Below are 22,508 nucleotides of genomic sequence, written 5' to 3'. Positions count from 1 at the left end.
CTCACGCGCTATTCGTTCAGGTAATACAGCTTGTTCACAATCATCCAGCGGTAATTGATGTTCAGTAGCGACAGATAATCGGTAAATCGCATACCGAGATAATCATCAGTGACTTTTACCGCGGCGGCATCACCTGTTACATCGAGGCTGAGCACTTCCCAAAACGGTTTGACCTCTTTGGCTGCTGGGCCCTCAGCCTTGATCGTGCTGATAAATTCCTCCAGGGATGACCATTCAAGCTTTTCCTCAAAGCGGCCAATGATGCGGCAAGAAGGATGAAAGGCCTGGCGCAGCAAGGCTTCATCAGCGAACACCATGCCTTCTACATAATTGCGGACCACCACGTTGATGTGTTCTTTAGCCAGCAGTTGCGTCGTCATGTCATACCTCCAGCGTTCCCGTCCTCGCACCGCCAGATCAGGTTGTTCGATCATCCATCCCACCCTGAAAGTCTAGCACCGCGCGCTTAACAGTCCCGGACGGGCGACTATGATGATGGGGATCACTTGCCTTTCGAGGAGCTGAGAGATGTCGCTGACTCTTTACTACCATCCGCTGTCGTCGTTCTGCCATAAAGTGCTCATCGCGCTCTATGAAAACGCTGTCGAATTCGAAAAACGGATCATCGATCTCACCAACGATGCAGACAGAGCAGAGCTGCAAGCGCTGTGGCCGCTCGGCAAATTCCCGGTCATCCGCGACCACGCTCGCCAGCGCAACGTGGCAGAGACCACGATCATCATCGAATACCTGGACCGATTGTATCCAGGCGAACATCCGCTCGTTCCCAACGATTGGGACACCGCGCTGGAAGTCCGTCTGTGGGACCGGGTCTGCGACCACTATCTCCAGACGCCCCTACAACAAATTGTCCTGGATCGCCTGCGCGGCGCTCACGGCGATTTGACCAGAGAACGTTCCACACTGCAGACGGCGTACGGCATGCTCGACCACCAGATGGCGTCGAGAATCTGGCTGGCCAGTGAAGAGTTCAGCCTGGCCGATTGCGCCGCGGCCCCGGCCCTGTTCTATACCAGCACGCTCGAGCCGTTTCCCGACGACTACGGTCACTTGAAAGCGTATTTCGACAGGCTGATGAACAGACCGTCCGTCCAGCGGGTCATCGACGAAGCCAGGCCCTGGTTTTCGTTTTATCCGTTTGCGGAGGCCATCCCGGAGCGATTTCGCCAGCCGCCGGACAACACCTGACAGGCCTCGAACATTCGCCTACCCCACCACGTCAATCAACTGCTCGCGTTGCGCCCCCGTCAGCATCGGACCGAAACCGGCACCGGCATTTTCCGCCATGTAACGCGGGTTGCCGGTGCCGGGGATCACGCAAGTCACCGCTGAATGCGTCAGCAGGAACTTCAGCGCCAGTTGCGCCCAGCTATTGACCCTCACATCCGCAGCCCAGCGCGGTAACGGTTTGTCCTTCAAGCGGGCGAGCAAATCACCGCCGCCGAATGGCCGATTGCAGATCACCGCCACGCCCCGCTCGCGACACAGCGGCAGGATGCGCTTCTCGACGCCACGATCGTCCAAGGCATAGTTGATCTGCAAAAAGTCCAATGGCTCGGCCTTGAGCACCGCTTCCACCTCGTCATACGCCGTCGCCGTGTAATGGGTGATGCCGATGTAACGAATGCGCCCTTCTTCCTTCCATTTGCGCAAGGTCGGCAGATGGGTTTTCCAGTCCAGCAGGTTGTGAATCTGCATCAGGTCGATCCGGTCGGTCTGCAACAGTTTGAAGGACTGTTCCATCTGCGCGATGCCTTCTTCACGGCCACGGGTCCACACCTTGGTGGCCAGAAAGGCCGGCGAGCGCGGCTCATGAATCGACAACAGCTCACCGGTCGTCTGTTCGGCGCGACCGTACATGGGCGAACTGTCGATCACCTTCCCGCCCTTCTCGAACAACGCGCGCAGCACAGCCGGCAGTTGCTTGTAGGCGGCACTTGAAGGCTCGACATCAAAGCCGCGATACGTGCCCAGCCCAACGATCGGTAAGAGTTCGGCGCTGGATGGAATGGCCCGGGTCAGCATGTTATTGCCTCCTGTTTCGGTCGACGGCGTGGATGCTGCAAAAGCTGGATCGAAGGTGAAAACCGCCGAAGCACCGGCAGCCAGCGTGAGTATTTTTCGACGCGTGTACCCATCAGTGTGGCTCATGGAATTACCCTTCCACATTTTTGCTGTCAGCCCTTTGCGCCTGCTGCCTGGCCAGCCACAGGCACAACCCGCCCCACAGCCCGGCAAACGGCACGATCACCAGCGCCACCAGACCGAAACCCGCGTCGCGCTATCGGTCTACTACACTCTGACAGCGATCAAACGATAGCCGTCTTCCGGCCAGAGCCGTCAATGCCGCCCACTAAAGTTAGCCGAATGCCACGCATCCTGGTGTCAATAGTCGTCATCATCGCCGTCGTGTATCTGGCGCTTTGCGCTGCGCTGTTTGTGTTCCAGCGCGCCCTCATCTACTTCCCGCAACCCCGCGCTGTCGGCACCTCGGCAACGCTGCTCACGCTGTCCGTTGACGACGCCCAGGTGCTGGTGTCCGTCAGGCCGCACGAGGGGCCAAATGCGTTGATCTATTTCGGTGGAAATGCCGAGGACGTCTCCCGGAGCCTGCCTTCGTTTTCCGAAGCTTTTGCCGATCACGCCGTCTACTTGCTGCACTACAGAGGCTACGGTGGCAGTTCCGGATCGCCCTCCGAGGAGATGATCTCGCGCGACGCCATGACCTTGTTTGACCTGGTCTACGCCACCCATCCACACATTACGGTGGTCGGTCGCAGCCTGGGCTCGGGCGTCGCCGTACGCCTCGCCAGCCAACGCCCGGCGGCGCGTCTGGTGCTGATCACGCCCTACAACAGTGTTGAAGAACTCGCCGCCCGGCAGTTCCCCATCTTCCCGGTGAAGTGGTTGCTCAGGGACACCTTTGAATCCTGGAAGTACGCCGCCCACATCACGGTGCCGACGCTGTTGATCGCGGCGGAGCACGACGAAGTGATACCGCGCTCCAGCACCGAGCGGCTCTTCACGCATTTCGCCAACGGCGTGGCGTCGCTGAAGGTCATACCGGGTACGGGGCACAACTCGATATCCGAGAGTCCCGAGTACCTCAAGGTGTTGGGTGGTGGGTTGTAAGTGCCGGTGCCCGCCGCGCCCCGATACCGGTCCAGACCGCGTAGGCCGTCCCCACGGGCAGTGTTCGACTAGCTACGCAGCGGCCCCCTCACGTAGAAAAGTGCTTCTGCAAGGCAGGCACCTCGCGACTTAGCGCAGCGATCGGAACGCCGTGCGAAGTTCCTCGGTAAAAAGCTGCGGCTGTTCCCAGGCCGCGAAGTGGCCACCCTTCTCGGCCTGGTGGAAATAGATCAGGTTGCTATAGGCGCGCCGGGCCCACGACTCCGGCGGGCAGTAGACATCCTCTGGAAACACGGTGACGGCCACCGGCAGCGAAATCTCGGTGGTCTTCTGTGCGGCCGAAGACAGAGGGCTTCGCCCCATGTTCTCCCAGTAGAGCCTTGCTGCCGAAGCAGCGCTATTCGTCAGCCAGTAGAGCGTGATGTCGTCCAGCACTTCATCCTTGGTCGGCGACTGTTGCGGGTCGGCGCCGTACGTCCACCGCGCAAAGCCTGGATGCACGAGCATGAGCGCGGCGAGGAAAGCCGGTGAATCCGTCGCGCCGTAACCGATCATTTGCGGCCGCGCGGCCATCATCGTGCTGTACGCCAGGTTCCCCTGTTTGACGAGCGTGGCGACGGCGTCGTAGGTCGCGCGTTCCTTATCGGAAAATCCCTCCGGTGCCGGTCCGCCGACAGCGAGCGCTGCGCTCGCTTCCGCCGGTATCGTGGCTGGCAGGTTAAGGTGAATGCCGCGCAATCCGGCCGGCGCCTGGCGCGCCATCGCGCTGGTAATGGGGGCGCCCCAGTCGCCACCCTGGGCCACGTAATGGCTGTACTCGAGGCGCTGCATCAACTGCGCCCAGACCCGCGCGATGTGGTCCGGATCCCAACCGATACCACTCGGTTTGCCGGAGAAGCCGTAGCCAGGAATGGACGGAATCACCACATCGAAGGCATCTGCCGCATTGCCCCCGTGGGCGGGCGGATCGGTGAGCGGACCGACGACCTTGATGAACTCGAACACGGAACCTGGCCAACCGTGGGTCATGATCATCGGCAGAGCGTTCGGGTGGGGCGAACGCACCCAGATAAAGTGGATATCGACCCCGTCGAGGGTGGTCACGTACTGCGCCAGATTATTGAGCTGCGCCTCGGCCTTGCGCCAATCGTAGTCCGTGCCCCAGTAGCGAACCAGCGCCTGCAATTGTTCCAGCTGCGCGCCCTGTGATCGATCGGAAACCGTCTCTTTGTCCGGCCAGCGAGTCGCCGCGATACGGTTGCGCAGATCGGTGAGTTCCTTGTCCGCAATATTGACGTGGAAGGGTTGGATGGCCTTGGCGTCAGTGGCGGGCGCCGCGCTGGCGAGGGCCGAGATGCAAAGCGCGAGGGTAGCGATAGCAACCGCGAATAGGGGCTTCATCTTCATTACCTCAGTTGAGGGTCACGATGAGTGATGAGTTTGCGCTTATCGGTCACCGATGACGCTTCACCAGCCGGTCCGAGAAGGCATTGGGCACGTCAGCCATGTCGCAAGGGCGAAACGCCAAGCTTCACCCTTGCGATGCCTTGCCCAAATTGCGTAACAGGTCCGGCTCAGACCAGGTTGATTTCGACGTTGATGTTGCCCCGCGTGGCTTTGGAGTACGGACACAGCTTGTGCCCTTCATCCACCAGCGCCCGTGCCGTTTCGCGATCCATTCCCGGCAGGCTGATGTTGAGGCGAGCCTGCAGGAGGTAGCCGCCTGCGTTGGTGCCCAGGTCAACTTCGGCGTCAATGGCCAGGTCAGGCGGGAGCGTGACCTTCATTTTGCCGGCAGCGACCTGCATCGCACCGATGAAGCAGGCTGACCAACCCGTGGCGAACAGTTGCTCCGGATTAGTGCCGTCACCCTTGGCACCCGGGGACGAAAGCTTGACGTCGAGTCGTCCATCATCACTGCGTGAGGCGCCGTCCCGCCCACCGGTGGTGTGGACTTTGGCGGTATACAGTACTTTTTCGATCTGGGTCATGATGATCTCCTGATTGAAAATGCTGGATGAAAAAGATTGCCCTAAGTGACTGTATCGACCAGTCCTTCTTGCTTGATGGATTCGCCACTCGTCAGGGCGCTTGCGTAATCTGCAGCGGACTGGACCTTTCAATATAGATGGCGGTGGGCGACTTCGGGTTATGAATAAGCACCAATCACCCACTTAACTTTTTCCAGCGCCTCCCGCAGTGCACCCATCTCTGCCGACCCCAGCGCCAGGCGAATCGCATGCGGTACATGAGCAGAAGTGGCAAAAGGCTCAGCGGTTGAAACCGCCACTTTTTCACGCAGCAAGGCCGCGGCGATCTGGTCGGCCCTCGCATCTTCAGACAAAGGCAGCCAAAGAAAATAGGACGACGGGTGGCGGATAGATGGAAGGCCCGCCAGCACTTCTGCGGCCATGGTTTGCCTGGCCTGAGCATCCCGACGTTTTTCAGCTTCCAGTTGCATGACGGTGCCATCGTCGAGCCAGGTGCTCGCGATCGCCGTCAGCACGCCTGGGGTATTCCAGGTGGTCGCCCTGATCGTTCGCTCCAGCGCGGGCACCTTTTCGGCTGGGGCGGCGACAAAACCTACGCGCAGTCCAGTGGCCACACTCTTGGAGAGCCCTGAAACGTAAACGGTCCGCTCGGGGGCGAGTCGCGCCAACGGTGCTGGCGGGTTCTCGGCAAGGAAGGCATACGCGGCGTCCTCGATGATGAGCAAGTCATGCCTGCGCGCAATCGTCACCAGCAAATCGCGCTGATCGGCACTCATCACCCACCCCAGCGGATTGTGCAGCGTCGGCATCGAGTACACCGCCCGCACACGGCGATTCCGGCACAGGCTGTCCAGCGCTTCCAGATCAGGTCCCTGTTCGGTCACGGGAATGGGCACGATTTCAAGGTGCAAGGCTTCGGCCAGCACGATGAATCCTGAATAGGTCAGCGCATCCGCTGCAATTACATCACCGGGTTGCAGCAGCGCCATCATCGTCACGGCCAGCCCATGTTGGGCACCACTGACCATTAACACTTGCTCGGCATCCACCGTCAGCCCTCGGGCGAGTAAATGGCGTGCAACAGAAGCACGCTCATGCAGACGCCCGGCGTGTGGCTGGTAGCGCAACAGGGATTCCAGATCACCGCCCGAGGCGAGTTGGCGCAGCGCATTTCGCAAGAGTTCTGCCTGCCCTGGCAGCGAGGGATAGTTGAAGTTGAGGTCAGTCATTCCAACGGCAACGTTTTTCTGGTCGATACCCAGGCCAGGCGGCAACGACGTCTCTCGCACGAACGTGCCTCGTCCCGTCTCGCCGCTGACCAGACCCATGGCTTCGAGTTCTGCGTAGACCCGACTGGCGGTCACCAGTGCCAGCCCTTCTGTCGCCGCCAGTTGACGGTGCGTCGGCAAGCGCGTGCCCGGCAACAATCGGCCTGACCGGATGTCAGCCGCCAAAGCATCCACTAATGACTTGTACCGTGAGCGAGGCATGTCGAGATGTATCCATGACAATTTTTTGATTGTAGTGATCATCGATCATACGATGGATCTCTGCAAATTCAGAGCGCCCTCAAATGGAACGGACCCTGCAAAACCCAACGACGGAAAAGACCGCGAGCGGATGGCTCAACGGGTTCATCGGCGTGCTGATTTTTAGCGGCTCGCTACCGGCCACACGGTTGGCCGTGCTGGAATTCGACCCGGTGTTCCTGACCGTTGCCCGAGCGGCGATTGCCGGGCTCCTGGCGCTTTGCTTGCTTGTGCTGTTTAAAGAACAACGTCCCGCCAAGCGTCAGCTTTTGCCCTTGGTGATCGTGGCAATGGGCGTTGTAGTTGGGTTTCCGCTATTGACGGCGCTGGCGCTGCAGTACGTGACGTCGGCGCATTCCATCGTCTTCGTTGGCCTGTTGCCGCTCGCTACAGCGGTGTTCGGCGTGTTGCGCGGCGGGGAGCGTCCACGGCCGGTGTTCTGGTTCTTCTCGGTGCTGGGCAGCGCGTTGGTCGTCGGGTTTGCGGTCTCTCAAGGCCTGACCGCTTCGCCGACCGGCGACATTCTCATGCTGCTGGCCATCCTCGCCTGCGGGTTGGGTTATGCAGAAGGCGCAAAGCTTTCAAGAACACTGGGAGGCTGGCAGGTCATCTCGTGGGCATTGCTGCTGTCGCTGCCCGTCATGGTCCCGTTGACCTGGTTCATGGCCCCGGCTTCGTTCTCGGGAATCACCCCAGCCGCGTGGTTCAGCCTGGCTTACGTATCGCTCTTCAGCATGCTGATCGGCTTCGTATTCTGGTACCGCGGGCTTGCCCAAGGGGGGATCGCCGCCGTCGGCCAGTTGCAACTGCTGCAGCCGTTTTTTGGTTTGGCGCTGGCGGCCACGCTGCTTCACGAGCACGTCAGCATCGGCATGCTGGGGGTTACCGTCGCGGTGATCCTTTGCGTGGCCGGGGCGAGGAAGTTTTCGAAGTGAGCGGGCGCGACAAACGTTGCTGCCAGTTTCCGGCATGGGCGCGCTGGCAGGCTTCTTCAGAATCGAACTGCACATGGGTCGATACCGGGCTGACGAGAACGTCCGCTTTGTTTAACGCATTGGCAGTCAACTCGACCATGCGCTCGCCCTGCCCGCTCGCCAGCGCCTGATCTTTATTAGCCTGCGTATCGAAGACCCAGATGACCCGCAGACTGGAGGGAAACAGGTCGTAATCGATCTCGTGGGTCAGCCAGCAGAACCCGACGATGTCCACTTTGGCCGTCTCACACGCCTCGGTCAGAGTGGCAATCAGGCGACGCTCGATCTGCGTCTGATCGCGTTTGCTTAACGGCATGGGCGGGTCCTTGTGACGGGTAAAAAGAAGCCATCATACGACACCTCCACGCCCTCTTTGGCGGTCGCACTGCGCCCACCGCAAATATGTCTCTTGCACCCGTGAACCTTGTGTTGAAGCGCCAGTCATAGCCGAGCCGTGAATTCCACTTGCCCGCTCAGAGCTATTCATCCATGCGCCAAACCCTCCTGTCCGTTCGCATTGCCTCGCTCTGTTTCATTCCTCTGTTTTCCCTGTTCGCCAACCCCGCCCACGCCGGTGCCGAAAGGCAGTTGGTGGAAGCCATCAACGACTACCGCGCTCACCCCGATCGCTGCTCAGGACGCGCCGGCCGAGCGTTATCGCCGCTGGCGTTGAAGTCGAACCTGGCCTTGCCGATCGGCTATGGCGGCGGTTTGCGGGATAGATTGAAAGCGTCCGGCTATCAGGCAGTGACAGTGCGCACGATTCGCGTGGTCGGTGCGCAGGATGCCGATGAGGCCTTCGACATGCTCCAGAGCGACTACTGCGGAGCGTTGCTCGATACCCAATATGCCGACATTGGCGTCAGTCGCGCCCGGAGTGAGTGGCAGGTGGTGCTGGCGCAGCCCGTGCTGGACAGTCGTATAGGTGATTCGCGAGCCGTCAGCAAAGCGTTGCTGGCACAGGTCAATGCGGCACGCTCAAAGCCGCGCCTTTGCGGTCGTCAGCGCTTTGCCGCCGCACGGCCATTGGGCTGGAACGCAGCCCTGGGCGCTGCGGCGCAGGGGCACAGCAAGGCGATGGCCTACGGCAACTACTTCGCCCACCAGGACCCCGACGGTGACATGCCTTCAGACCGGGCCAGAGCCGCTGGTTTCCGGGGCCGGCAGATCGGCGAGAACATCGCTGCCGGCCAGGGCTCACCGAGCAAGGCCATGTCGGGCTGGCTGGCCAGCCCGGGACATTGCGCCAACCTGATGAACCCGATGTTTACCCAGATGGGCGCAGCCTATGCGGCGGATGCGCGTAGCGATGAAGGCGTTTATTGGACGATGTTGTTTGGCGCGCCTTGAGTGATTGAGCGGCGCCTTATTTGGGGCGCCGCACCGCCCTCACCTTTCCACTGCCACCGCCGCCGCAGAAAAACTGCTCGCCGCCATCCGATTCAAGCCCCGACACCCCGACGCCGGCCGGCAGTTTCACGCTCTCCAGCACCTCGCCGGTGGTCGAAGCGATATGGCGTAACTCACTCTCGTCTTCTTCCCAGGTGCCATGCCACAGCTGCCCCTCGACCCAGGTCACCCCGGTGACGAAGCGGTTGGATTCAAGGGTGCGCAGAATCGCGCCGGTCTCGGGGTCGATCTGATGAATCTTGCGATCCCGATACTCGCCGACCCACAGCGAACCTTCCGCCCACGTCAGCCCTGAGTCACTGTCGCCAGGCGCCGGGATTGTCGCGAGTACACGGCCGGTCTGCGGGTCAATTTTCTGGATGCGGTCCTCGGCGATCTGGAACAGGTGCTGGCCGTCGAAGGCGGTGCCGGCATGAGCGGCGACGTCGATTGAACGCAGTGTCTTGCCGCTCGCCGGGTCCAGGGCGTTGAGTTTGTCGCCGGTGGCAAACCACACGTGCTGGCCGTCCCAGGTGACACCATGCACCTTGTCGACACCGGCAAAGGGTCCATATTCACGGAGGATTTGAGCTGCTGTCTGTTTCATGTTGGCATTCCTCGTTACGGGTGGGTGACGTTCATCCTAGTCACCCGGCAGCGGCACCGGGAGTAACAAGGTCGTCGCGAAACCCGGCACCGGCGGGGTCATCCAGCGACGTGCCCGACCGCGACCGAACGACTGCACCTTGCCCGCGCGTGCCAGTTCATCGAGCGCCCGTTGCACCGTCCGCTGGCTGGCGCCGAGGGCCAGTGCCAGGGCCGAGCTCGACCACGATTCACCGTCGACGAGGAAAGCGAACACCGACCCGTGCTTCTCTTCGACGTGTTGCGCCAGCACCACAACGTCAGAGGCAACCAGCGACACCAGCGCAAACCCGCGCTGGGTAGCCGTCACGCCGGCCAAGGGTTTCAGCGCCGCACGCAGTCGCCCGACTTCGACTCTCAATCGGGCGCGAAGGGACTCATCGGCGTGCTTCAAACGAAAGGCCTGGGTAATCAGCGTTTCCCTCGACACGTCGGCCGGCCACGCTTCGGCCAGTGCCCGTGCGAGGGCGAACAAGACCGGGCGTGTGGCGAGGGAAACCGACATGCCAGCGCCACGCACCACGTAGCGACACGCGTCCACGACCAACGACGTGGACGCGAGCAACGCTTCAACCTCATCCAGCAACAGAGGCCGTTCTTCGCCACGGGCAATCAAACGCGCGACGGGCGTGTTCAGGACATGGGCAGCGTTTTCCACCTCGGCCGTCAGCGCAGGAATATCGGCGTCGCGCGCAGCGTGCTCGGCTCTAGTGAGTGCAGACCGCGCCTTGTTCGTCTCGAGTCGGCGCATCGCGATCCCCGCCACGACCAGTTCGTGGGCGGCGCGCAAGGCCGGTGGCAAGGTCGCGGGGTCAAGCTCGGCGAGCAGCACGTCGGCCTCTTCGAGATGCCCGATCAGCAGCAAACGCCGAATCTGCAGATACCGCGCATGAGCGGCGTTCACTCGATCGCCGTGCGTCTCAAGCGTCACCCGCGCCGCCTCGAGTGCCTTCACCGGCCAGCCCAACTCCCGGGAAGCCAGCGCGATCTCGGCCTCGGCGACCACGCACCGTGCCCGAGCCAGGGCCTCCTTCGGCCCGAAGGCCCGCGCCGCCTTCTGTACCAGTGCCTTGGCCCGCACCAAGTCGCCGAGTTGCGCCATCGCAATCCCGCGCAACGCCAGCGCCGGCGCATCGTCGCGCAACGCGACCCGGTTCAGCACGCCGAGCGGATCACCCGCAGCCAGCGCCTGCGCTGCAGCCGTGATCAGCGAGTCCATCGCAATCCCGCCACCGTTGTCACTCCCACCGTCGGATGTTCGCTGTTGAGTCTATCTCACGACGACCGATCACGAAGGAGGCCACCCGACATTCGAATGTTGGGCGTGACTCTAAAGCCGCAGGTGCCTGCCCCGCCTCTGGGAAATCCTTAAGCGGGTATCGGTTTTTCTTATCGGGTGATTTAAAACGGTTGCTCGGCCTGAGGAACGGCGCGCTTTTGCTGGCACAGCAAAACCACACACTCGCTGACGAAGGCTCCGGCCACCGCCAACGCCATGTCTTTCTGTGAATCCCAGGGATCGTTCTGCGCGCCGACGAAGGCACGCGAGGTGTCGTCGCCCAGGTAGGCGCCACCAATCCATTCCACCAGTTCGTAAATGGCCGATGTCGAGAGAATGATGTTCAACGCCATAAACACCAGCCAGAAACCCCGTAACGGCGTCAGTCGCACCAGCACTTCTCGAATGGGATAGACCATCAACAGCCCGTAACTCAGATGGACCAGCCGATCAAAATGATTGCGATGAAAACCCAGCGCTTTATCGAAGCTGACCCCGGTCAAGGCTGAACACCATTGGTCATATGGCACCTTGGCGTAGGTGTAGTGAGAACCCAGTTCGTGAATGCACAGGAAAACGAATACCAGGCTGATGGAAACAGCCGACAGGCGAAACCGGCCAGAGACAGCCACCAGCGCGCCCACCAGTAACAACACCAGTAGATTTTCCAGTGCCCAATCCACTCGGCTGCGGGGTGAATAACCCGACACCACGACGATCAACACAAACAGCATCAGCAGCGTCAGGTCGTATCGCTGGTGTGCCTTGGGTTGCATGGTTTGAGTTCCTCAATCGGAGAATGACGACGGCTCCTGAGTCCTTCTACATGGATCAACCGATTGCGAGTCCGGTTCAGGCACACCGACAAAAGGCAGCCCTCACAACGTCATCGCCCAGCCGCCCACCCCGGCTGCCGCCCGAAGTCTTTGAACAGTTCAAAAATGGTCGCTTTGACCTTTTGCACCGCGTTGCTCTCGACGACCGTGTCATGCCAGCACAGCGAAAGATCACGGGTGAACAATCGATGATCGATCCTGGCCAGTTTGAGCCTGTGTTGTTCAAGTTCAACATGCGCGGCCGCCCACGGCAGGATAGTCACGCCCAGTTTGGCCAGGACGGCCGAGAACAACAGGTCCGTGGAGTTGGCCTCGAACTCAACCTCACAGTGCAGGCCCGCCTCCTGGAAGGCCGACTCGACCCGGCTGCGAATCGTGTTCGGCGCACAGGGCAGCACCAGCGGCATCTTCGCCAACGCCTCGATCGACACCGGCCCATCCGGTAATGAAAACTCGGGCCACGCCACCAGGTACAGCGTTTCGGTGAACAGCCGCTGCATGGCCATGCCACGGGTTTCGACCGCATCGACATTCACCGCCAATGCCACCCGCCCCACTGTGATGAGGCGCCCCAGGTCAGCACTCGGTGCATCAATCAACTCCAGCTTGATGCCTGGGTAGCGACTGCGAATCGTGCGTGCGAGCGGAATGGCCAGCATGCGTGCGGTACTCGACGGCATGCCGACCGACACTTTGCCCTGCGGGAATTCGGCGTCCTGACGCAGCAGTTCCTGGGTGCCGTCGGCCTGGCGCAACAGTTCGATGGCATGCCGATACAGCGTCTGCCCGGCCGCCGTGGGCACGACGCCATGCACGCTGCGCTCGAGCAGTTGCATGTCCATGTCCAGTTCCAGATTACGCATCTGCTGGCTGATCGCGGGCTGCGCGATGTGCAGCACTTCGCTGGCGCGGGTGATGTTGCCGCACTCGACCACTTTGATGAAATACCGCAACTGGCGCAGGTCCATGCATCCCTCCAAAGCCATATAACTTTCCGATGGAAGTAGAGGAATATCATATTTGAAGCTTATGAGATACGACGCCTAGACTCGTCTCACAACAAACGAAGCGCCAACGGCCGCCAACGGCAAGCAGCGCTTCTATAGGCCTGATCAAGGTCAATGGGAGATCTCAATGTCTAGAGTGTTAACAGCATCAGCAACGAGCGTGAAGCCCATCAAGACGCCCCTGACCCGCGAGCAGATTCGCGGCTTCTGGACGGTTTACGTGGGATGGGTTCTGGATGGCGTGGATTCAGTGATCTTCGCCCTGGTGTTGATTCCAGCCCTGACCGAGCTGCTGCCCGCCTCGGGCATTGAGCCGACCGCCACCAACATCGCCATGTACGGGTCGATCACGTTCGGGTTGTTTCTGATCGGCTGGGGGATGTCGTTCATCTGGGGGCCGCTCGCCGACCGTTTTGGCCGAGTGAAAATGCTCGCCGCCAGCATTCTTGTCTACTCGCTGTTTACCGGCGCGGCGGCGTTCTCGGAGAACATCTGGCAACTGGCGGCGTTCCGGCTGATCGCCGGGATTGGCGTCGGCGGCGAGTGGGCACTCGCCGGCACCTATGTCGCCGAGAGCTGGCCGGAAGACCGGCGCAAGATGGGCGCGGGTTATCTGCAAACCGGCTACTACTTTGGCTTCTTCATTGCCGCGCTGTTGAACTACACCGTCGGCGCCACCTATGGCTGGCGTGTGATGTTTCTCTGCGGTCTGTTCCCGGCGTTCATTGCGATCTATACCGCGCTGAAAGTGAAAGAGCCGGGCCAGGTGCGCAACGCTGCGCTCAACATCAAAACCCCGGAATTGAAGCCTGCAACCCGCGCGTCGTGGTGGGAAATCTTTGCCCCGGCCTTTCGGCGCCGCACGTTGACCAGCTCTTTATTGGTCGGGGTCGCCATCGTCGGTTTGTGGGCCGGCTCGGTGTACGAAGCAACGGCCGTCGTCACGCTGGCCACCCAGGCGGGCATTGATCACGTCGGCGCGGTGCACCTCGCCTCCATCGGTGCGGCGGTGCTGTCGCTCAGCACGATTCTGGGTTGCCTGGTGGCGCCCTGGCTGGCCGAACGACTGGGTCGACGGGTGGCGCTGGGGATCTATTTCGCCGGCATGGCGGCATCGATCATCGTCGCATTCGGCTGGGTGTTCTATATGGACGATGGCCTTCACCTGTTCATGGTGTCGCTGGTGTTCCTCGGTTTCTTCGGCGGCAACTTCGCGATTTTCTCGCTCTGGCTGCCCGAGCAGTATCCGACCCGGATCCGCGCCACGGCCTTCGCCTTCAATGCCTCGGTCGGCCGCTTCATCGGCGCCGGCGTCAACTTCCTGCTGGCCGCGGCGATTCACTGGTACGGCTCGCTCGGCGCGCCCATCGCCTGGACGGCCGCGGCCTTCGTGGTCGGCATTCTGATCCTGCCGTTTGCCGTCGAAACCCGTGATCAAACCTTGCCGCAATAACACGCACCTGACCATTCATTGGAGAACCCTATGCAAGCTTTGCAAGGCGTGAAGATTGTTGATCTGAGTCGCGCGCTGTCGGGGCCGTTCTGCACCATGGTGCTGGCGGACCTCGGGGCCGATGTGATCAAGGTCGAGCCCGGCCCGACCGGAGACATGAGCCGCACCTGGGGCCCGTTTGACCGGGGCGTGAGCACTTACTACCTGTCGTGTAACCGCAACAAGCGCGGCCTGTGCATCGACTTCCGCAATCCCCAGGGATTGGCCACGATCCAGCGGCTGATCGATGACGCCGACGTCGTCATCGAGAACTTCAAACCCGGCACGCTGGAGAGTATGGGGCTCGGTTATGACGTGCTCAGCGCCCGCAACCCGCGGCTGATCATGGGCAGCATCAACGCCTTTGGCGCCGACGGGCCGATGAGCAGCTGGCCGGGTTTCGACCAGATTGCCCAGGGTTATTCGGGGTTGATGAGCCTGACCGGTTTCGTCGATGGCGACCCCATGCGTACCGGCACCGCTATTGGCGATTTGACCTCGGGCATGTGGCTGGTGACGGCGGTGTTGGCGGCGCTGCTGGAGCGCTCGACGACCGGGCAAGGCCAGCACGTCAGCACCTCGTTACTGGCCAGTCTGGTCGGGTTGTTGAGTGTGCACGGTCAACGCTATCTCAGCCTGGGTGATGTGCCGCGTCGTACCGGCAATGCGCATTCGGTGATTGCGCCTTATGGTGTGTTCCAGACGCTGGACGGCCCGCTGAATCTGGCGCCGATCACGTCAGCCATGTGGGGGCGTTTGTGCGTGCTGCTCGATTTACCCGAATTGCCGGATGACCCGCGATTTGCCACCAACGAAGCACGCGTCGAACGGCGTGACGAGTTGCGGGAGATTCTGGAAAGCCGCTTGAAAACCCGCAGCAAACTCGAATGGACCACGCTGTTCGTCGAGGCAGGATTGCCCGCCGGTCCGATCAACACGCTCGACGAAGTGTTCGACGACCCGCAAGTGCTGCACAGCCAACTGACCGAGACACTCACGCACCCGACACTGGGCGCATTGCGTCAGGTAGTGACACCGGTGTTCTGCGCCACTGACGGAGCCGCCAGCCGCCCGCCGCCGCTCCTGGGCGAACACACCATCGAAGTCCTGCGCGAAGCCGGTTTCGATGCCGCATCGATCAACGCACTGCTCGCCGCCAAGGTCGTGTTCCAGGACACCGACGATTCGCCCGCACACTCAACAGGAACCGCCCCATGAACCCAACCTCCTCTGCCACCGTGACCGTCAACATCGTCGATGAACGCATCGCGCGGGTGGTGTTCAGCAACTCCACCCACCGCAACGCCCTCTGCGCGCAGTTGCTGGCATCCCTCGACGAAAGCCTCGCCGCCCTCGCCTCTCAACGCGTCCCCGTGGTGATACTCGGCAGCGAAGTGGGCCAGCCGGTGTGGAGCGCCGGTCACGACATTCGCGAACTGCAACATGACCGCGACCCGATTGCCTACGGCAAACCCCTCGAACAGGTATTGCGCCGCATCCGCGCCTACCCCGGCGTGGTGATCGCGCTGATTTCCGGTTCGGTATGGGGCGGAGCGGTCGACCTGGCCATGAGCTGCGACCTGGTCGTTGCCGACCACAGCGCCAGCTTCGCAATGACTCCTGCAAACATCGGCTTGCCCTACACCACCAGCGGGTTGCTGCGGTTCTTCAACAACTTGCCGATCCATGTGCTGAAGGAAATGTTCTTCACGGCGCAAAAGCTTGATGCCGAACGCGCTGAAAGGTTTGGTTTGGTGAACAGGCTGGTCGACAGCGACGCGCTGGAATCGACGGCGCTCGACATGGCCCAAGGCATCGCCGCCAAAGCGCCGCTGGCCATTGCGGCGGTGAAGGAGCAATTGCGCATTCTGGAAGACCTGCAACCGATGCCCGTGCAGGCGATGGAGCAGATTGCGGAACTGCGGCGACAGGCCTGCGAAAGTGCCGATTTCACTGAAGGGCTGGCGGCCTTCACCGAGCGCAGGCCGGCGGTGTTTAGCGGGCGATAGAACACAGATCTGAAAGCTTCTGTATTTGTGAGGGCCTCATCGCGAGCAAGCTCGCTCCCACAGGTGGTCGGTGTTGTTCACATAATGAGTGATCGACACATAACCCTTGTGGGAGCGAGCTTGCTCGCGATGAGGCCCGAAAGAACAACAATAATCCCGACCCAAAATACAAAAAGCCGAACCCCTCGTTTCACATGTAAAACAAAACCCTCTATTTCTCCCCGAGTCGCGTTACCTCAACAACCCCTTCTTTCTCGCCGTTTCCCATGGCAAGCACATTCGATGTGAAATTTCGTGCCATACAGGAAACCTTGTTTCGTATACAAAACACGCCAAAAACCTCAAAAACTTCACAAGTCATTAATAAACAAAGATTTTTTAACAAAAAATCAACCTGGCATTGGGGTGGCATTGTTCATGCACTAAACACCGTATCACCTATAAAACAGACCAGAGACCCTTCCCAATGGCTGTGAACGAGATGTACGCCATCGCCCCTCAATGGAATAAACCCGCTCCCAAGGAAGATCTGGAGCCCATCGAAATTGAATTTCGCAATGTCGGCAAATGTTTCCCGGCCAAAGGAAAATCCGACGCGCCGTTTGCCATTCGCGAAGTCAATTTCAAGATTCGCCGCGGTGAAGTGGTGTCGATCATCGGCCCTTCCGGTTGCGGCAAAAGCACCATCCTGAATATGGGCTCCGGCCTCTATCGACCTTCCGAAGGCGAGGTGTTCGTCGGCGGTGAAGCGGTCACAGGTCCGGTTCGCCAAGTTGCTTTCATGTTGCAAAAAGACCTGCTGATGCCATGGCGCAGCATTCGTCGCAATGTCGAACTGGGTCTGGAAATTCAAGGTGTACCGGCCGCCAAACGTCAGGCGGTGGCCAAAGATCTGCTCGATCGTTGCCACCTGCAAGGCTTTGCCGACCACTACCCGTTCCAGCTGTCGGGCGGCATGCGTCAGCGTGCAGCCCTGGCTCGTACCTTGGCCATCGACCCGCAAGTGCTGTTCCTCGACGAGCCGTTCTCGGCCCTGGATGCGCAGACCAAGATGATCCTGCAGCAGGACATGGCGCGGATGCTCTTCGACGAAAAGAAAACCGCCCTGTTCATTACCCATGACCTGATCGAAGCCATCGCCATGTCCGACCGGCTGCTGGTCATGAGTGCCCGCCCCGGCACCATCATCGAAGAAATCAGCGTCGACCTGCCGTTTCGCGACAACCCGCTGGAGCGCCGCAAGCTGCCGGAGATCGGTCCGCTGGCCGGTCGCCTGATGGAATTGCTGAAAGTCGGCGAAGACACCGAACTGCATTGATCAACGCCCTTGCGGCCATCAACCGATTCAGGAGTACGCATGTTCAAGTCTCTGTTTCAACGCTTCAGCCAGGCCACCGGCATCGCGCTCGGCCTGGGCATGGCCTTCGCCGCGCAGGCGCAGCCCACCGACGTGACCTATTTGTTGCCGGCGCCGCCGAATTCGCCGGCGTTCGCCCCGTGGATCATCGCCCAGGAAAAGGGCTACTACGCCGCTCAGAACCTGAACATGACCTTCATCGCGGCCAAGGGCGGTGTGGACGTGGCGAAGCAGATCGGTGCCGGTAACGCCATGCTCGGCGGTGCCCTGGGTGATACACCGATTGTGGTGCGGGCCAACGGTATTCCGGTGCGCGCCGTCGCCGTGCTGGGCGCCGGCGGTGTGACCATGATTGCTACCAACGCCGCCGAAAATATCAACTCGATCACGGACCTCAAGGGCAAGACCATGACCGTGATGTCCTACTCGGACACCACCTACTACGCCTTGCTCGCCTCCCTTCGCAAAGCAGGCCTGAGCAAAACCGACGTGAGTATCCAGGCGGCCGGCCCGTCGGGCGTCTGGCAGTTGTTCTCGGCTGACAAAGCCCAGGCGATGGCCGGCGTACCGGACTGGGTGGTCAACGCCGAAGAAGCCGGGGTGAAGATCAAACTGATCCCGCAATCGCAGATTTTCGAAAGCATGGCCCAGGCGATCCTCGCTTCGGACGATGCCATCAAGACGCACCCGGAGATTGTTCGCGGCGTGGTCCAGGCCACCCTGCAAGGCATGCGCGACATCATTCAGGACCCGCGCGCCGCCGCGGTCACCTTCGCCAAAGCCGTGCCCGCCTACGCCGGCAAGGAAGATTCGCTGGAGAAGGTCTTCAAGCTTTACGTCGAACACGTCTACGCCAACCAAACCGTACTGGGCCGCATCGATCCGACGCGGCTGGAGGCGGTCCGCACGTTCTATGTCAGCGAAGGCATCGTCACCCAGGAACCGAAGCTCGACGACCTGTACACCAACCAGTTCATCGACACCCAAACAGCTGCGCAATAACGTCGAGTGACAACAAGGTAACGACACGATGAAAAACCTCAATAACTCCATGCTCGGCAGCGTTGCCCTGCTGATCCTGTTCCTGGTGCTCTGGCAGTGGGGCCCGGGACTGCTCGGCATGCCCGAATTCGTCATGCCGCACCTGAGCCGCGTGGCCCAGGAAAGTGTAGTGATGTGGCAAACCGGCGGCCTGCTGCAACATACCTTGATCACCGCATTCGAGATCATCGTCGGCTTCGGTCTGGGCGCTCTGCTCGGCGTGGCGATCGGTGTTTCGCTCGGGCTCTCGCCCGCCGCTGAAGCCATGCTGTCGCCTTACATTCTGGCGCTGCAAATCGCCCCCAAAGTCGCCTTCGCCCCGCTGTTCGTGATGTGGCTGGGCTACACCATCTACCCGAAGATCCTGATCGCGATCCTGATTGTGTTCTTCCCGGTGATGATCAACGTGCTGTCGGCCATCCGCACCGTTGACCCGGACATGATCAACCTGGTCCGGACCATGAACGCGAGCCGCTGGCAGATCTTCCGCCTGGTAGAGTTTCCCTCGGCCATGGCTGCGCTGTTCTCGGGCTTGCGCATTGCCTCGACCCTGGCCGTGATCGGCGTCACCGTCGGTGAGTTGGTCGGCGGCAACCAGGGCCTGGGCTTCCTGCTGGTCGATGCAGAAGGTCAGGGCAACACCGCGGGCGTATTCGTCGCGATTGTCATGCTCACGCTGATCGGCGTGCTCTCCTACGGCGCGGTGGTCTGGGCCGAGAAACGCGTTCTGCATTACATGCCCAAAGCCATGCTGAGTACGCAATGATGACAGCCCTCAATCGTTTGCTCGAAGGCCGTCGGATCCTGGTCACCGGGGGCGCCCGCGGATTGGGTTATGCCTTTGCCCAGGCCATCGGCCGCGCCGGTGCCCACGTGGTGATCGCCGACATTCTCGCCGAACGCGTCCAGCAATCGGCCACTGAACTCGCCGCCGAAGGCCTGACCGTACATGGCGTGACGGTTGATCTTGCGCAACCCGATTCGATCGATGCCTGCGTGGCTGAAGCCACCCGCTTGCTCGGCGGCCTCGACGGCCTGGTGAACAACGCCTCAATCACCAATTCCGGCGGCAAGACTTGCGAAGAACTGAGCCTCGACACCTGGGATCAGGTCATGCAAGTCAACGTGCGCGGCACTTGGCTGATGACCAAGGCTTGCCTGCCGGCCCTGCGCGCCAGTGGTCATGGCGCCATCGTTAACCTGGCGTCCGACACGCCGTTGTGGGGTGCGCCCAACCTGCTGGCCTATGTCGCCAGCAAGGGCGCAATCATTGCGATGACCCGCAGCCTGGCCCGTGAACTGGGCACCGATAACATCACGGTCAACGCCATCGCGCCGGGCCTGGTGCTGGTCGAAGCCACCGCCTACGTGCCCGAAGCACGTCACCGTTTGTACAACGACCACCGGGCCATTCAACGCCCACAACTTCCCGAAGACGTCAGCGGCGCCGTGCTGTTCGCGCTGTCCGACCTCGCCCGTTTCATCACTGGACAAACCTTGCCGGTCAACGGCGGGTTCGTCATGCCTTGATCAGGAGACAGCCATGACCGATCTATCAGCACAACAACCAACCCCGAAAAGCTGGGAACAGCCAGCCGGCAGCGACCTGGAAAGCTGGATGCAAACCCGCATCGCCCGCTACGACACGCGCAAGTACGACTGGAACGCGCTGAAGTTCCAGGCCGACTACGACCCGAAATTCCGTCGTGCGCAAATGCGCTACATCGGCACCGGTGGCACCGGCGTGAGCACCGACATGAACACCATCCCGTCGGAGAACTTCACGTTCTCCACCATGGTGATTCCGGCCGGCCACGAAGGCCCGCCGCACCTGCACACCGACGTTGAAGAAGTGTTCTTTGTGCTGCGCGGCAAACTCAAAGTGGTGATCGAGAAGGACGGTGAGCGTTTCGAAACCATCCTTACCGACCGCGACGTGATTTCCGTGCCGCCCGGCGTGTACCGCGAAGAAATCAACATCGGCGATGAAGACGCGCTGATGTGCGTGATGCTCGGCGCGAAAAAACCGCTGACCCCGACCTACCCGCCAGAACACCCTCTGGCCTCGATCAAGCGCGGATAAGCCCATGTCGTACGCCATCGATAATCTCGTCCCGCCGCTCACGGCTGACCTCCAGGCACAACTGGCCCTGAACTTTCCAGTGCGCACGCTGGAGATCGCAGGCGGTCGCCAGGCCTTTCGCGAATGCGGGGCCGGGCCGGCCATTGTGTTGTTGCACGGGATCGGCTCGGGCTCGGCGTCGTGGTTAGAGGTGGCGCAAGAACTTGGCCAAAGCGCCCGGGTGATTGCCTGGGACGCTCCCGGCTACGGTGATTCCACGCCACTGAGATCCTTAGCGCCCGACGCTTCGGACTACGCCGAACGACTGCTGCAGATGCTCGACGCACTGGGCATCCAGCGCTGTGTGCTGGTGGGTCATTCCCTGGGCGCAATTACGGCCACAGCGTTCGCCAGCGGCGTGCAGCAACAACGGATCAGCCGACTGGTCTTGATCAGCCCTGCCCAAGGCTATGGCCATCCATCACGCGCGCTGCAACGTCAGGAAGTGCGCAACAAACGCCTGCGTGCCCTGGAACAACTGGGCATTCAGCAAATGGCCGAGCAACGCAGTCCTTACATGCTTTCCCCCGCAGCCAGCCCGAAAGCACTGGCCTGGGTGCGGTGGAACATGGCGCGGCTCAATCCCGATGGCTATCGCCAGGCCATTGAACTGCTGTGCAGCGATGACCTGCTGCGGCACCCACCGCTGTCGATGCCTTGCGAAGTGCATTGCGGCGAAGCCGACGGCATCACGGCGCCCGAAAGCTGCCTGACCCTGGCCAAGGCGTTGGGCGCCACGTTCAACCTGATTGCCGATGCCGGGCATGCCAGCCCTATTGAACAACCTTATGTCGTGGCGGGCCGTCTGGCCTTTGCCATTAAAGAATCCCTGACAGGTGCATCTCTATGAACGATTCAGATCTGCTGAAGGACGCTCAGGACAAATACATCGTGCCGGGCCTGGAGCGCGGCCTGCTGCTGCTCTGCGAATTCAGCCGGCGCAATCGCACGCTGACCGCGCCGGAACTGGCCCGGCGTCTGGCGCTGCCACGCTCGACCATATTCCGTCTGCTGACGACCCTGGAAACCATGGGCTTCGTCACCCGCAGCGGCAATGAATACCGCTTGGGCATGTCGGTGCTGCGCCTGGGCTTTGAATACCTGGCTTCACTGGAGCTGACCGAACTGGGCCAGCCGCTGCTGGCGCGTTTGTGCGACCGCCTCAACTACCCGAGCAACCTGGTGGTGCGCGATGGTCGTTCGATCGTTTACGTGGCCAAGGTCTCGCCGCCGTCAGTGTTCTCCAGTGCGGTCAACGTCGGCACTCGCCTGCCCGCCCACGCCACTGTCCTCGGGCGAATTCTGCTCGAAGACCTGTCGCTGGCAGAGTTGCGTGAGCTGTACCCGGAAGAACACCTGGAGCAGTTCTCGCCGTGCACGCCGAAAACCGTGATGGAACTGTTCGACCTGGTTCAGGCCGACCGCCAGCGCGGTTTCGTCAGCAGCGAAGGCTTCTTCGAGTCAACGATTTCGACCGTCGCCGCCCCGGTGCGCGATGAGACGAGCAGGATCGTCGCCGCGCTGGGCGTCACGATCCCGACCGCACAGATCGCTCACGTCAACTTCAACGAGTTGCTCCTGCAAGTGCGCCGTAGCGCCGACGAACTGTCGCGGCTGCTCAACTACAACAGTGCTGCTGCCCATGACGGGCAGCACCGCGTCACTGCGTTGATGAGGGATTGAA

General features: G+C 61.1%; 24 protein-coding genes and 1 pseudogene. 14 read left to right on the top strand and 11 right to left on the bottom strand.

Features of this window, described 5'->3' with window-relative positions; all coding sequences use genetic code 11:
- Nucleotides 1-8: 8 nt before the first annotated feature.
- Entirely contained in the window at nucleotides 9-380 is a 372-nt protein-coding gene (locus EAH74_RS23195; protein ID WP_193560147.1) for a nuclear transport factor 2 family protein, read from the bottom strand.
- A gap of 148 nt (nucleotides 381-528) precedes the next feature.
- Between EAH74_RS23195 and EAH74_RS23190 the strand changes: the two genes are divergently transcribed.
- Entirely contained in the window at nucleotides 529-1,209 is a 681-nt protein-coding gene (locus EAH74_RS23190; RefSeq protein WP_140681319.1) for a glutathione S-transferase family protein, read from the top strand.
- An 18-nt stretch (nucleotides 1,210-1,227) separates the two neighbouring features.
- Here the strand turns inward: EAH74_RS23190 and EAH74_RS23185 are convergent, their stop codons facing one another.
- Entirely contained in the window at nucleotides 1,228-2,172 is a 945-nt protein-coding gene (locus EAH74_RS23185) for an aldo/keto reductase (protein WP_140681317.1), read from the bottom strand.
- Between the two features lie 192 nt (nucleotides 2,173-2,364).
- Here EAH74_RS23185 and EAH74_RS23180 point away from each other — a divergent pair, with 192 nt between their 5' ends.
- Nucleotides 2,365-3,153 carry an alpha/beta hydrolase gene (locus EAH74_RS23180; RefSeq protein WP_140681315.1) on the top strand — a complete coding sequence of 263 codons (789 nt, stop codon included), beginning with the start codon at nucleotides 2,365-2,367 and terminating at the stop codon, nucleotides 3,151-3,153.
- On the opposite strand, the pseudogene EAH74_RS33420 reads toward EAH74_RS23180, so the two are convergent.
- From EAH74_RS33420 to EAH74_RS23160, 4 genes and pseudogenes are all read right to left on the bottom strand, one after another.
- A pseudogene (locus EAH74_RS33420) lies at nucleotides 3,128-3,226 on the bottom strand (SMR family transporter); the annotation flags it as partial. The gene EAH74_RS23180 and the pseudogene EAH74_RS33420 overlap by 26 nt on opposite strands.
- A 56-nt stretch (nucleotides 3,227-3,282) precedes the next feature.
- The gene (locus EAH74_RS23170; RefSeq protein WP_140681313.1) at nucleotides 3,283-4,554 is read right to left on the bottom strand and encodes an epoxide hydrolase family protein; all 1,272 of its coding nucleotides are present in this window, start codon (nucleotides 4,552-4,554) and stop codon (nucleotides 3,283-3,285) included.
- 173 nt (nucleotides 4,555-4,727) lie between these two features.
- Nucleotides 4,728-5,144, bottom strand: coding sequence for an organic hydroperoxide resistance protein (locus tag EAH74_RS23165; RefSeq protein WP_123368867.1), 417 nt, complete (start codon nucleotides 5,142-5,144; stop codon nucleotides 4,728-4,730).
- Nucleotides 5,145-5,302: 158 nt separating this feature from the next.
- Complete coding sequence (locus EAH74_RS23160) at nucleotides 5,303-6,634, bottom strand: PLP-dependent aminotransferase family protein (protein ID WP_140681311.1); 1,332 nt, start codon at nucleotides 6,632-6,634, stop codon at nucleotides 5,303-5,305.
- Nucleotides 6,635-6,717: 83 nt separating this feature from the next.
- On the opposite strand from EAH74_RS23160, the gene EAH74_RS23155 reads away from it, so the two are divergent.
- Entirely contained in the window at nucleotides 6,718-7,608 is an 891-nt protein-coding gene (locus tag EAH74_RS23155; RefSeq protein WP_123368865.1) for a DMT family transporter, read from the top strand.
- On the opposite strand, the gene EAH74_RS23150 is transcribed toward EAH74_RS23155, so the two are convergent.
- Complete coding sequence (locus EAH74_RS23150) at nucleotides 7,556-7,963, bottom strand: hypothetical protein (RefSeq protein ID WP_140681309.1); 408 nt, start codon at nucleotides 7,961-7,963, stop codon at nucleotides 7,556-7,558. The two genes, EAH74_RS23155 and EAH74_RS23150, sit on opposite strands and share 53 nt — an antisense overlap.
- Before the next feature lie 173 nt (nucleotides 7,964-8,136).
- Here EAH74_RS23150 and EAH74_RS23145 point away from each other — a divergent pair, with 173 nt between their 5' ends.
- Entirely contained in the window at nucleotides 8,137-8,997 is an 861-nt protein-coding gene (locus EAH74_RS23145; RefSeq protein WP_140681307.1) for a CAP domain-containing protein, read from the top strand.
- Nucleotides 8,998-9,013: 16 nt separating this feature from the next.
- Here the strand turns inward: EAH74_RS23145 and EAH74_RS23140 are convergent, their stop codons facing one another.
- From EAH74_RS23140 to EAH74_RS23125, 4 genes are all read right to left on the bottom strand, one after another.
- The gene (locus EAH74_RS23140; protein WP_140681306.1) at nucleotides 9,014-9,643 is read right to left on the bottom strand and encodes a PQQ-binding-like beta-propeller repeat protein; all 630 of its coding nucleotides are present in this window, start codon (nucleotides 9,641-9,643) and stop codon (nucleotides 9,014-9,016) included.
- A gap of 36 nt (nucleotides 9,644-9,679) precedes the next feature.
- Complete coding sequence (locus EAH74_RS23135; RefSeq protein ID WP_140681304.1) at nucleotides 9,680-10,900, bottom strand: helix-turn-helix domain-containing protein; 1,221 nt, start codon at nucleotides 10,898-10,900, stop codon at nucleotides 9,680-9,682.
- Nucleotides 10,901-11,082: 182 nt separating this feature from the next.
- The gene (locus EAH74_RS23130; protein ID WP_140681303.1) at nucleotides 11,083-11,736 is read right to left on the bottom strand and encodes a DUF2238 domain-containing protein; all 654 of its coding nucleotides are present in this window, start codon (nucleotides 11,734-11,736) and stop codon (nucleotides 11,083-11,085) included.
- A gap of 110 nt (nucleotides 11,737-11,846) precedes the next feature.
- Nucleotides 11,847-12,764 carry a LysR substrate-binding domain-containing protein gene (locus EAH74_RS23125; protein WP_140681302.1) on the bottom strand — a complete coding sequence of 306 codons (918 nt, stop codon included), beginning with the start codon at nucleotides 12,762-12,764 and terminating at the stop codon, nucleotides 11,847-11,849.
- 199 nt (nucleotides 12,765-12,963) lie between these two features.
- On the opposite strand from EAH74_RS23125, the gene EAH74_RS23120 reads away from it, so the two are divergent.
- From EAH74_RS23120 to EAH74_RS23075, 10 genes are all read left to right on the top strand, one after another.
- Entirely contained in the window at nucleotides 12,964-14,256 is a 1,293-nt protein-coding gene (locus tag EAH74_RS23120; RefSeq protein WP_240050545.1) for an MFS transporter, read from the top strand.
- A 30-nt stretch (nucleotides 14,257-14,286) separates the two neighbouring features.
- Nucleotides 14,287-15,513, top strand: a complete 1,227-nt coding sequence (locus EAH74_RS23115) for a CaiB/BaiF CoA transferase family protein (protein ID WP_140681301.1) — start codon at nucleotides 14,287-14,289, stop codon at nucleotides 15,511-15,513.
- Nucleotides 15,510-16,304: a methylmalonyl-CoA decarboxylase gene (gene scpB, locus EAH74_RS23110; RefSeq protein WP_140681300.1), complete on the top strand. Its 795-nt coding sequence runs from the start codon at nucleotides 15,510-15,512 to the stop codon at nucleotides 16,302-16,304. Before EAH74_RS23115 ends, scpB begins: the two co-directional genes overlap by 4 nt.
- A 481-nt stretch (nucleotides 16,305-16,785) precedes the next feature.
- Complete coding sequence (locus tag EAH74_RS23105; protein ID WP_240050549.1) at nucleotides 16,786-17,622, top strand: ABC transporter ATP-binding protein; 837 nt, start codon at nucleotides 16,786-16,788, stop codon at nucleotides 17,620-17,622.
- 39 nt (nucleotides 17,623-17,661) lie between these two features.
- Nucleotides 17,662-18,663, top strand: a complete 1,002-nt coding sequence (locus EAH74_RS23100) for an ABC transporter substrate-binding protein (protein WP_140681297.1) — start codon at nucleotides 17,662-17,664, stop codon at nucleotides 18,661-18,663.
- A 28-nt stretch (nucleotides 18,664-18,691) separates the two neighbouring features.
- On the top strand, nucleotides 18,692-19,468 hold the full coding sequence (locus tag EAH74_RS23095) for an ABC transporter permease (protein ID WP_027923579.1): 777 nt from the start codon (nucleotides 18,692-18,694) through the stop codon (nucleotides 19,466-19,468).
- Nucleotides 19,465-20,232 carry an SDR family oxidoreductase gene (locus tag EAH74_RS23090; RefSeq protein WP_193560145.1) on the top strand — a complete coding sequence of 256 codons (768 nt, stop codon included), beginning with the start codon at nucleotides 19,465-19,467 and terminating at the stop codon, nucleotides 20,230-20,232. The genes EAH74_RS23095 and EAH74_RS23090 overlap by 4 nt, the downstream gene beginning before the upstream one ends.
- 13 nt (nucleotides 20,233-20,245) lie before the next feature.
- On the top strand, nucleotides 20,246-20,785 hold the full coding sequence (locus EAH74_RS23085; protein ID WP_140681296.1) for a cupin domain-containing protein: 540 nt from the start codon (nucleotides 20,246-20,248) through the stop codon (nucleotides 20,783-20,785).
- Nucleotides 20,786-20,789: 4 nt separating this feature from the next.
- On the top strand, nucleotides 20,790-21,674 hold the full coding sequence (locus EAH74_RS23080; RefSeq protein ID WP_140681295.1) for an alpha/beta fold hydrolase: 885 nt from the start codon (nucleotides 20,790-20,792) through the stop codon (nucleotides 21,672-21,674).
- Nucleotides 21,671-22,507, top strand: coding sequence for an IclR family transcriptional regulator (locus tag EAH74_RS23075; RefSeq protein WP_082555898.1), 837 nt, complete (start codon nucleotides 21,671-21,673; stop codon nucleotides 22,505-22,507). The genes EAH74_RS23080 and EAH74_RS23075 overlap by 4 nt, the downstream gene beginning before the upstream one ends.
- The last annotated feature ends 1 nt before the right edge of the window (nucleotide 22,508 follow it).

It is taken from the genome of Pseudomonas mandelii (assembly GCF_006438925.1).
GTDB lineage: Bacteria > Pseudomonadota > Gammaproteobacteria > Pseudomonadales > Pseudomonadaceae > Aquipseudomonas > Aquipseudomonas mandelii_C.
The sequence above is the reverse complement of the archived record's forward strand: the minus strand, read 5'-3'. Positions and strand labels throughout refer to the sequence as shown.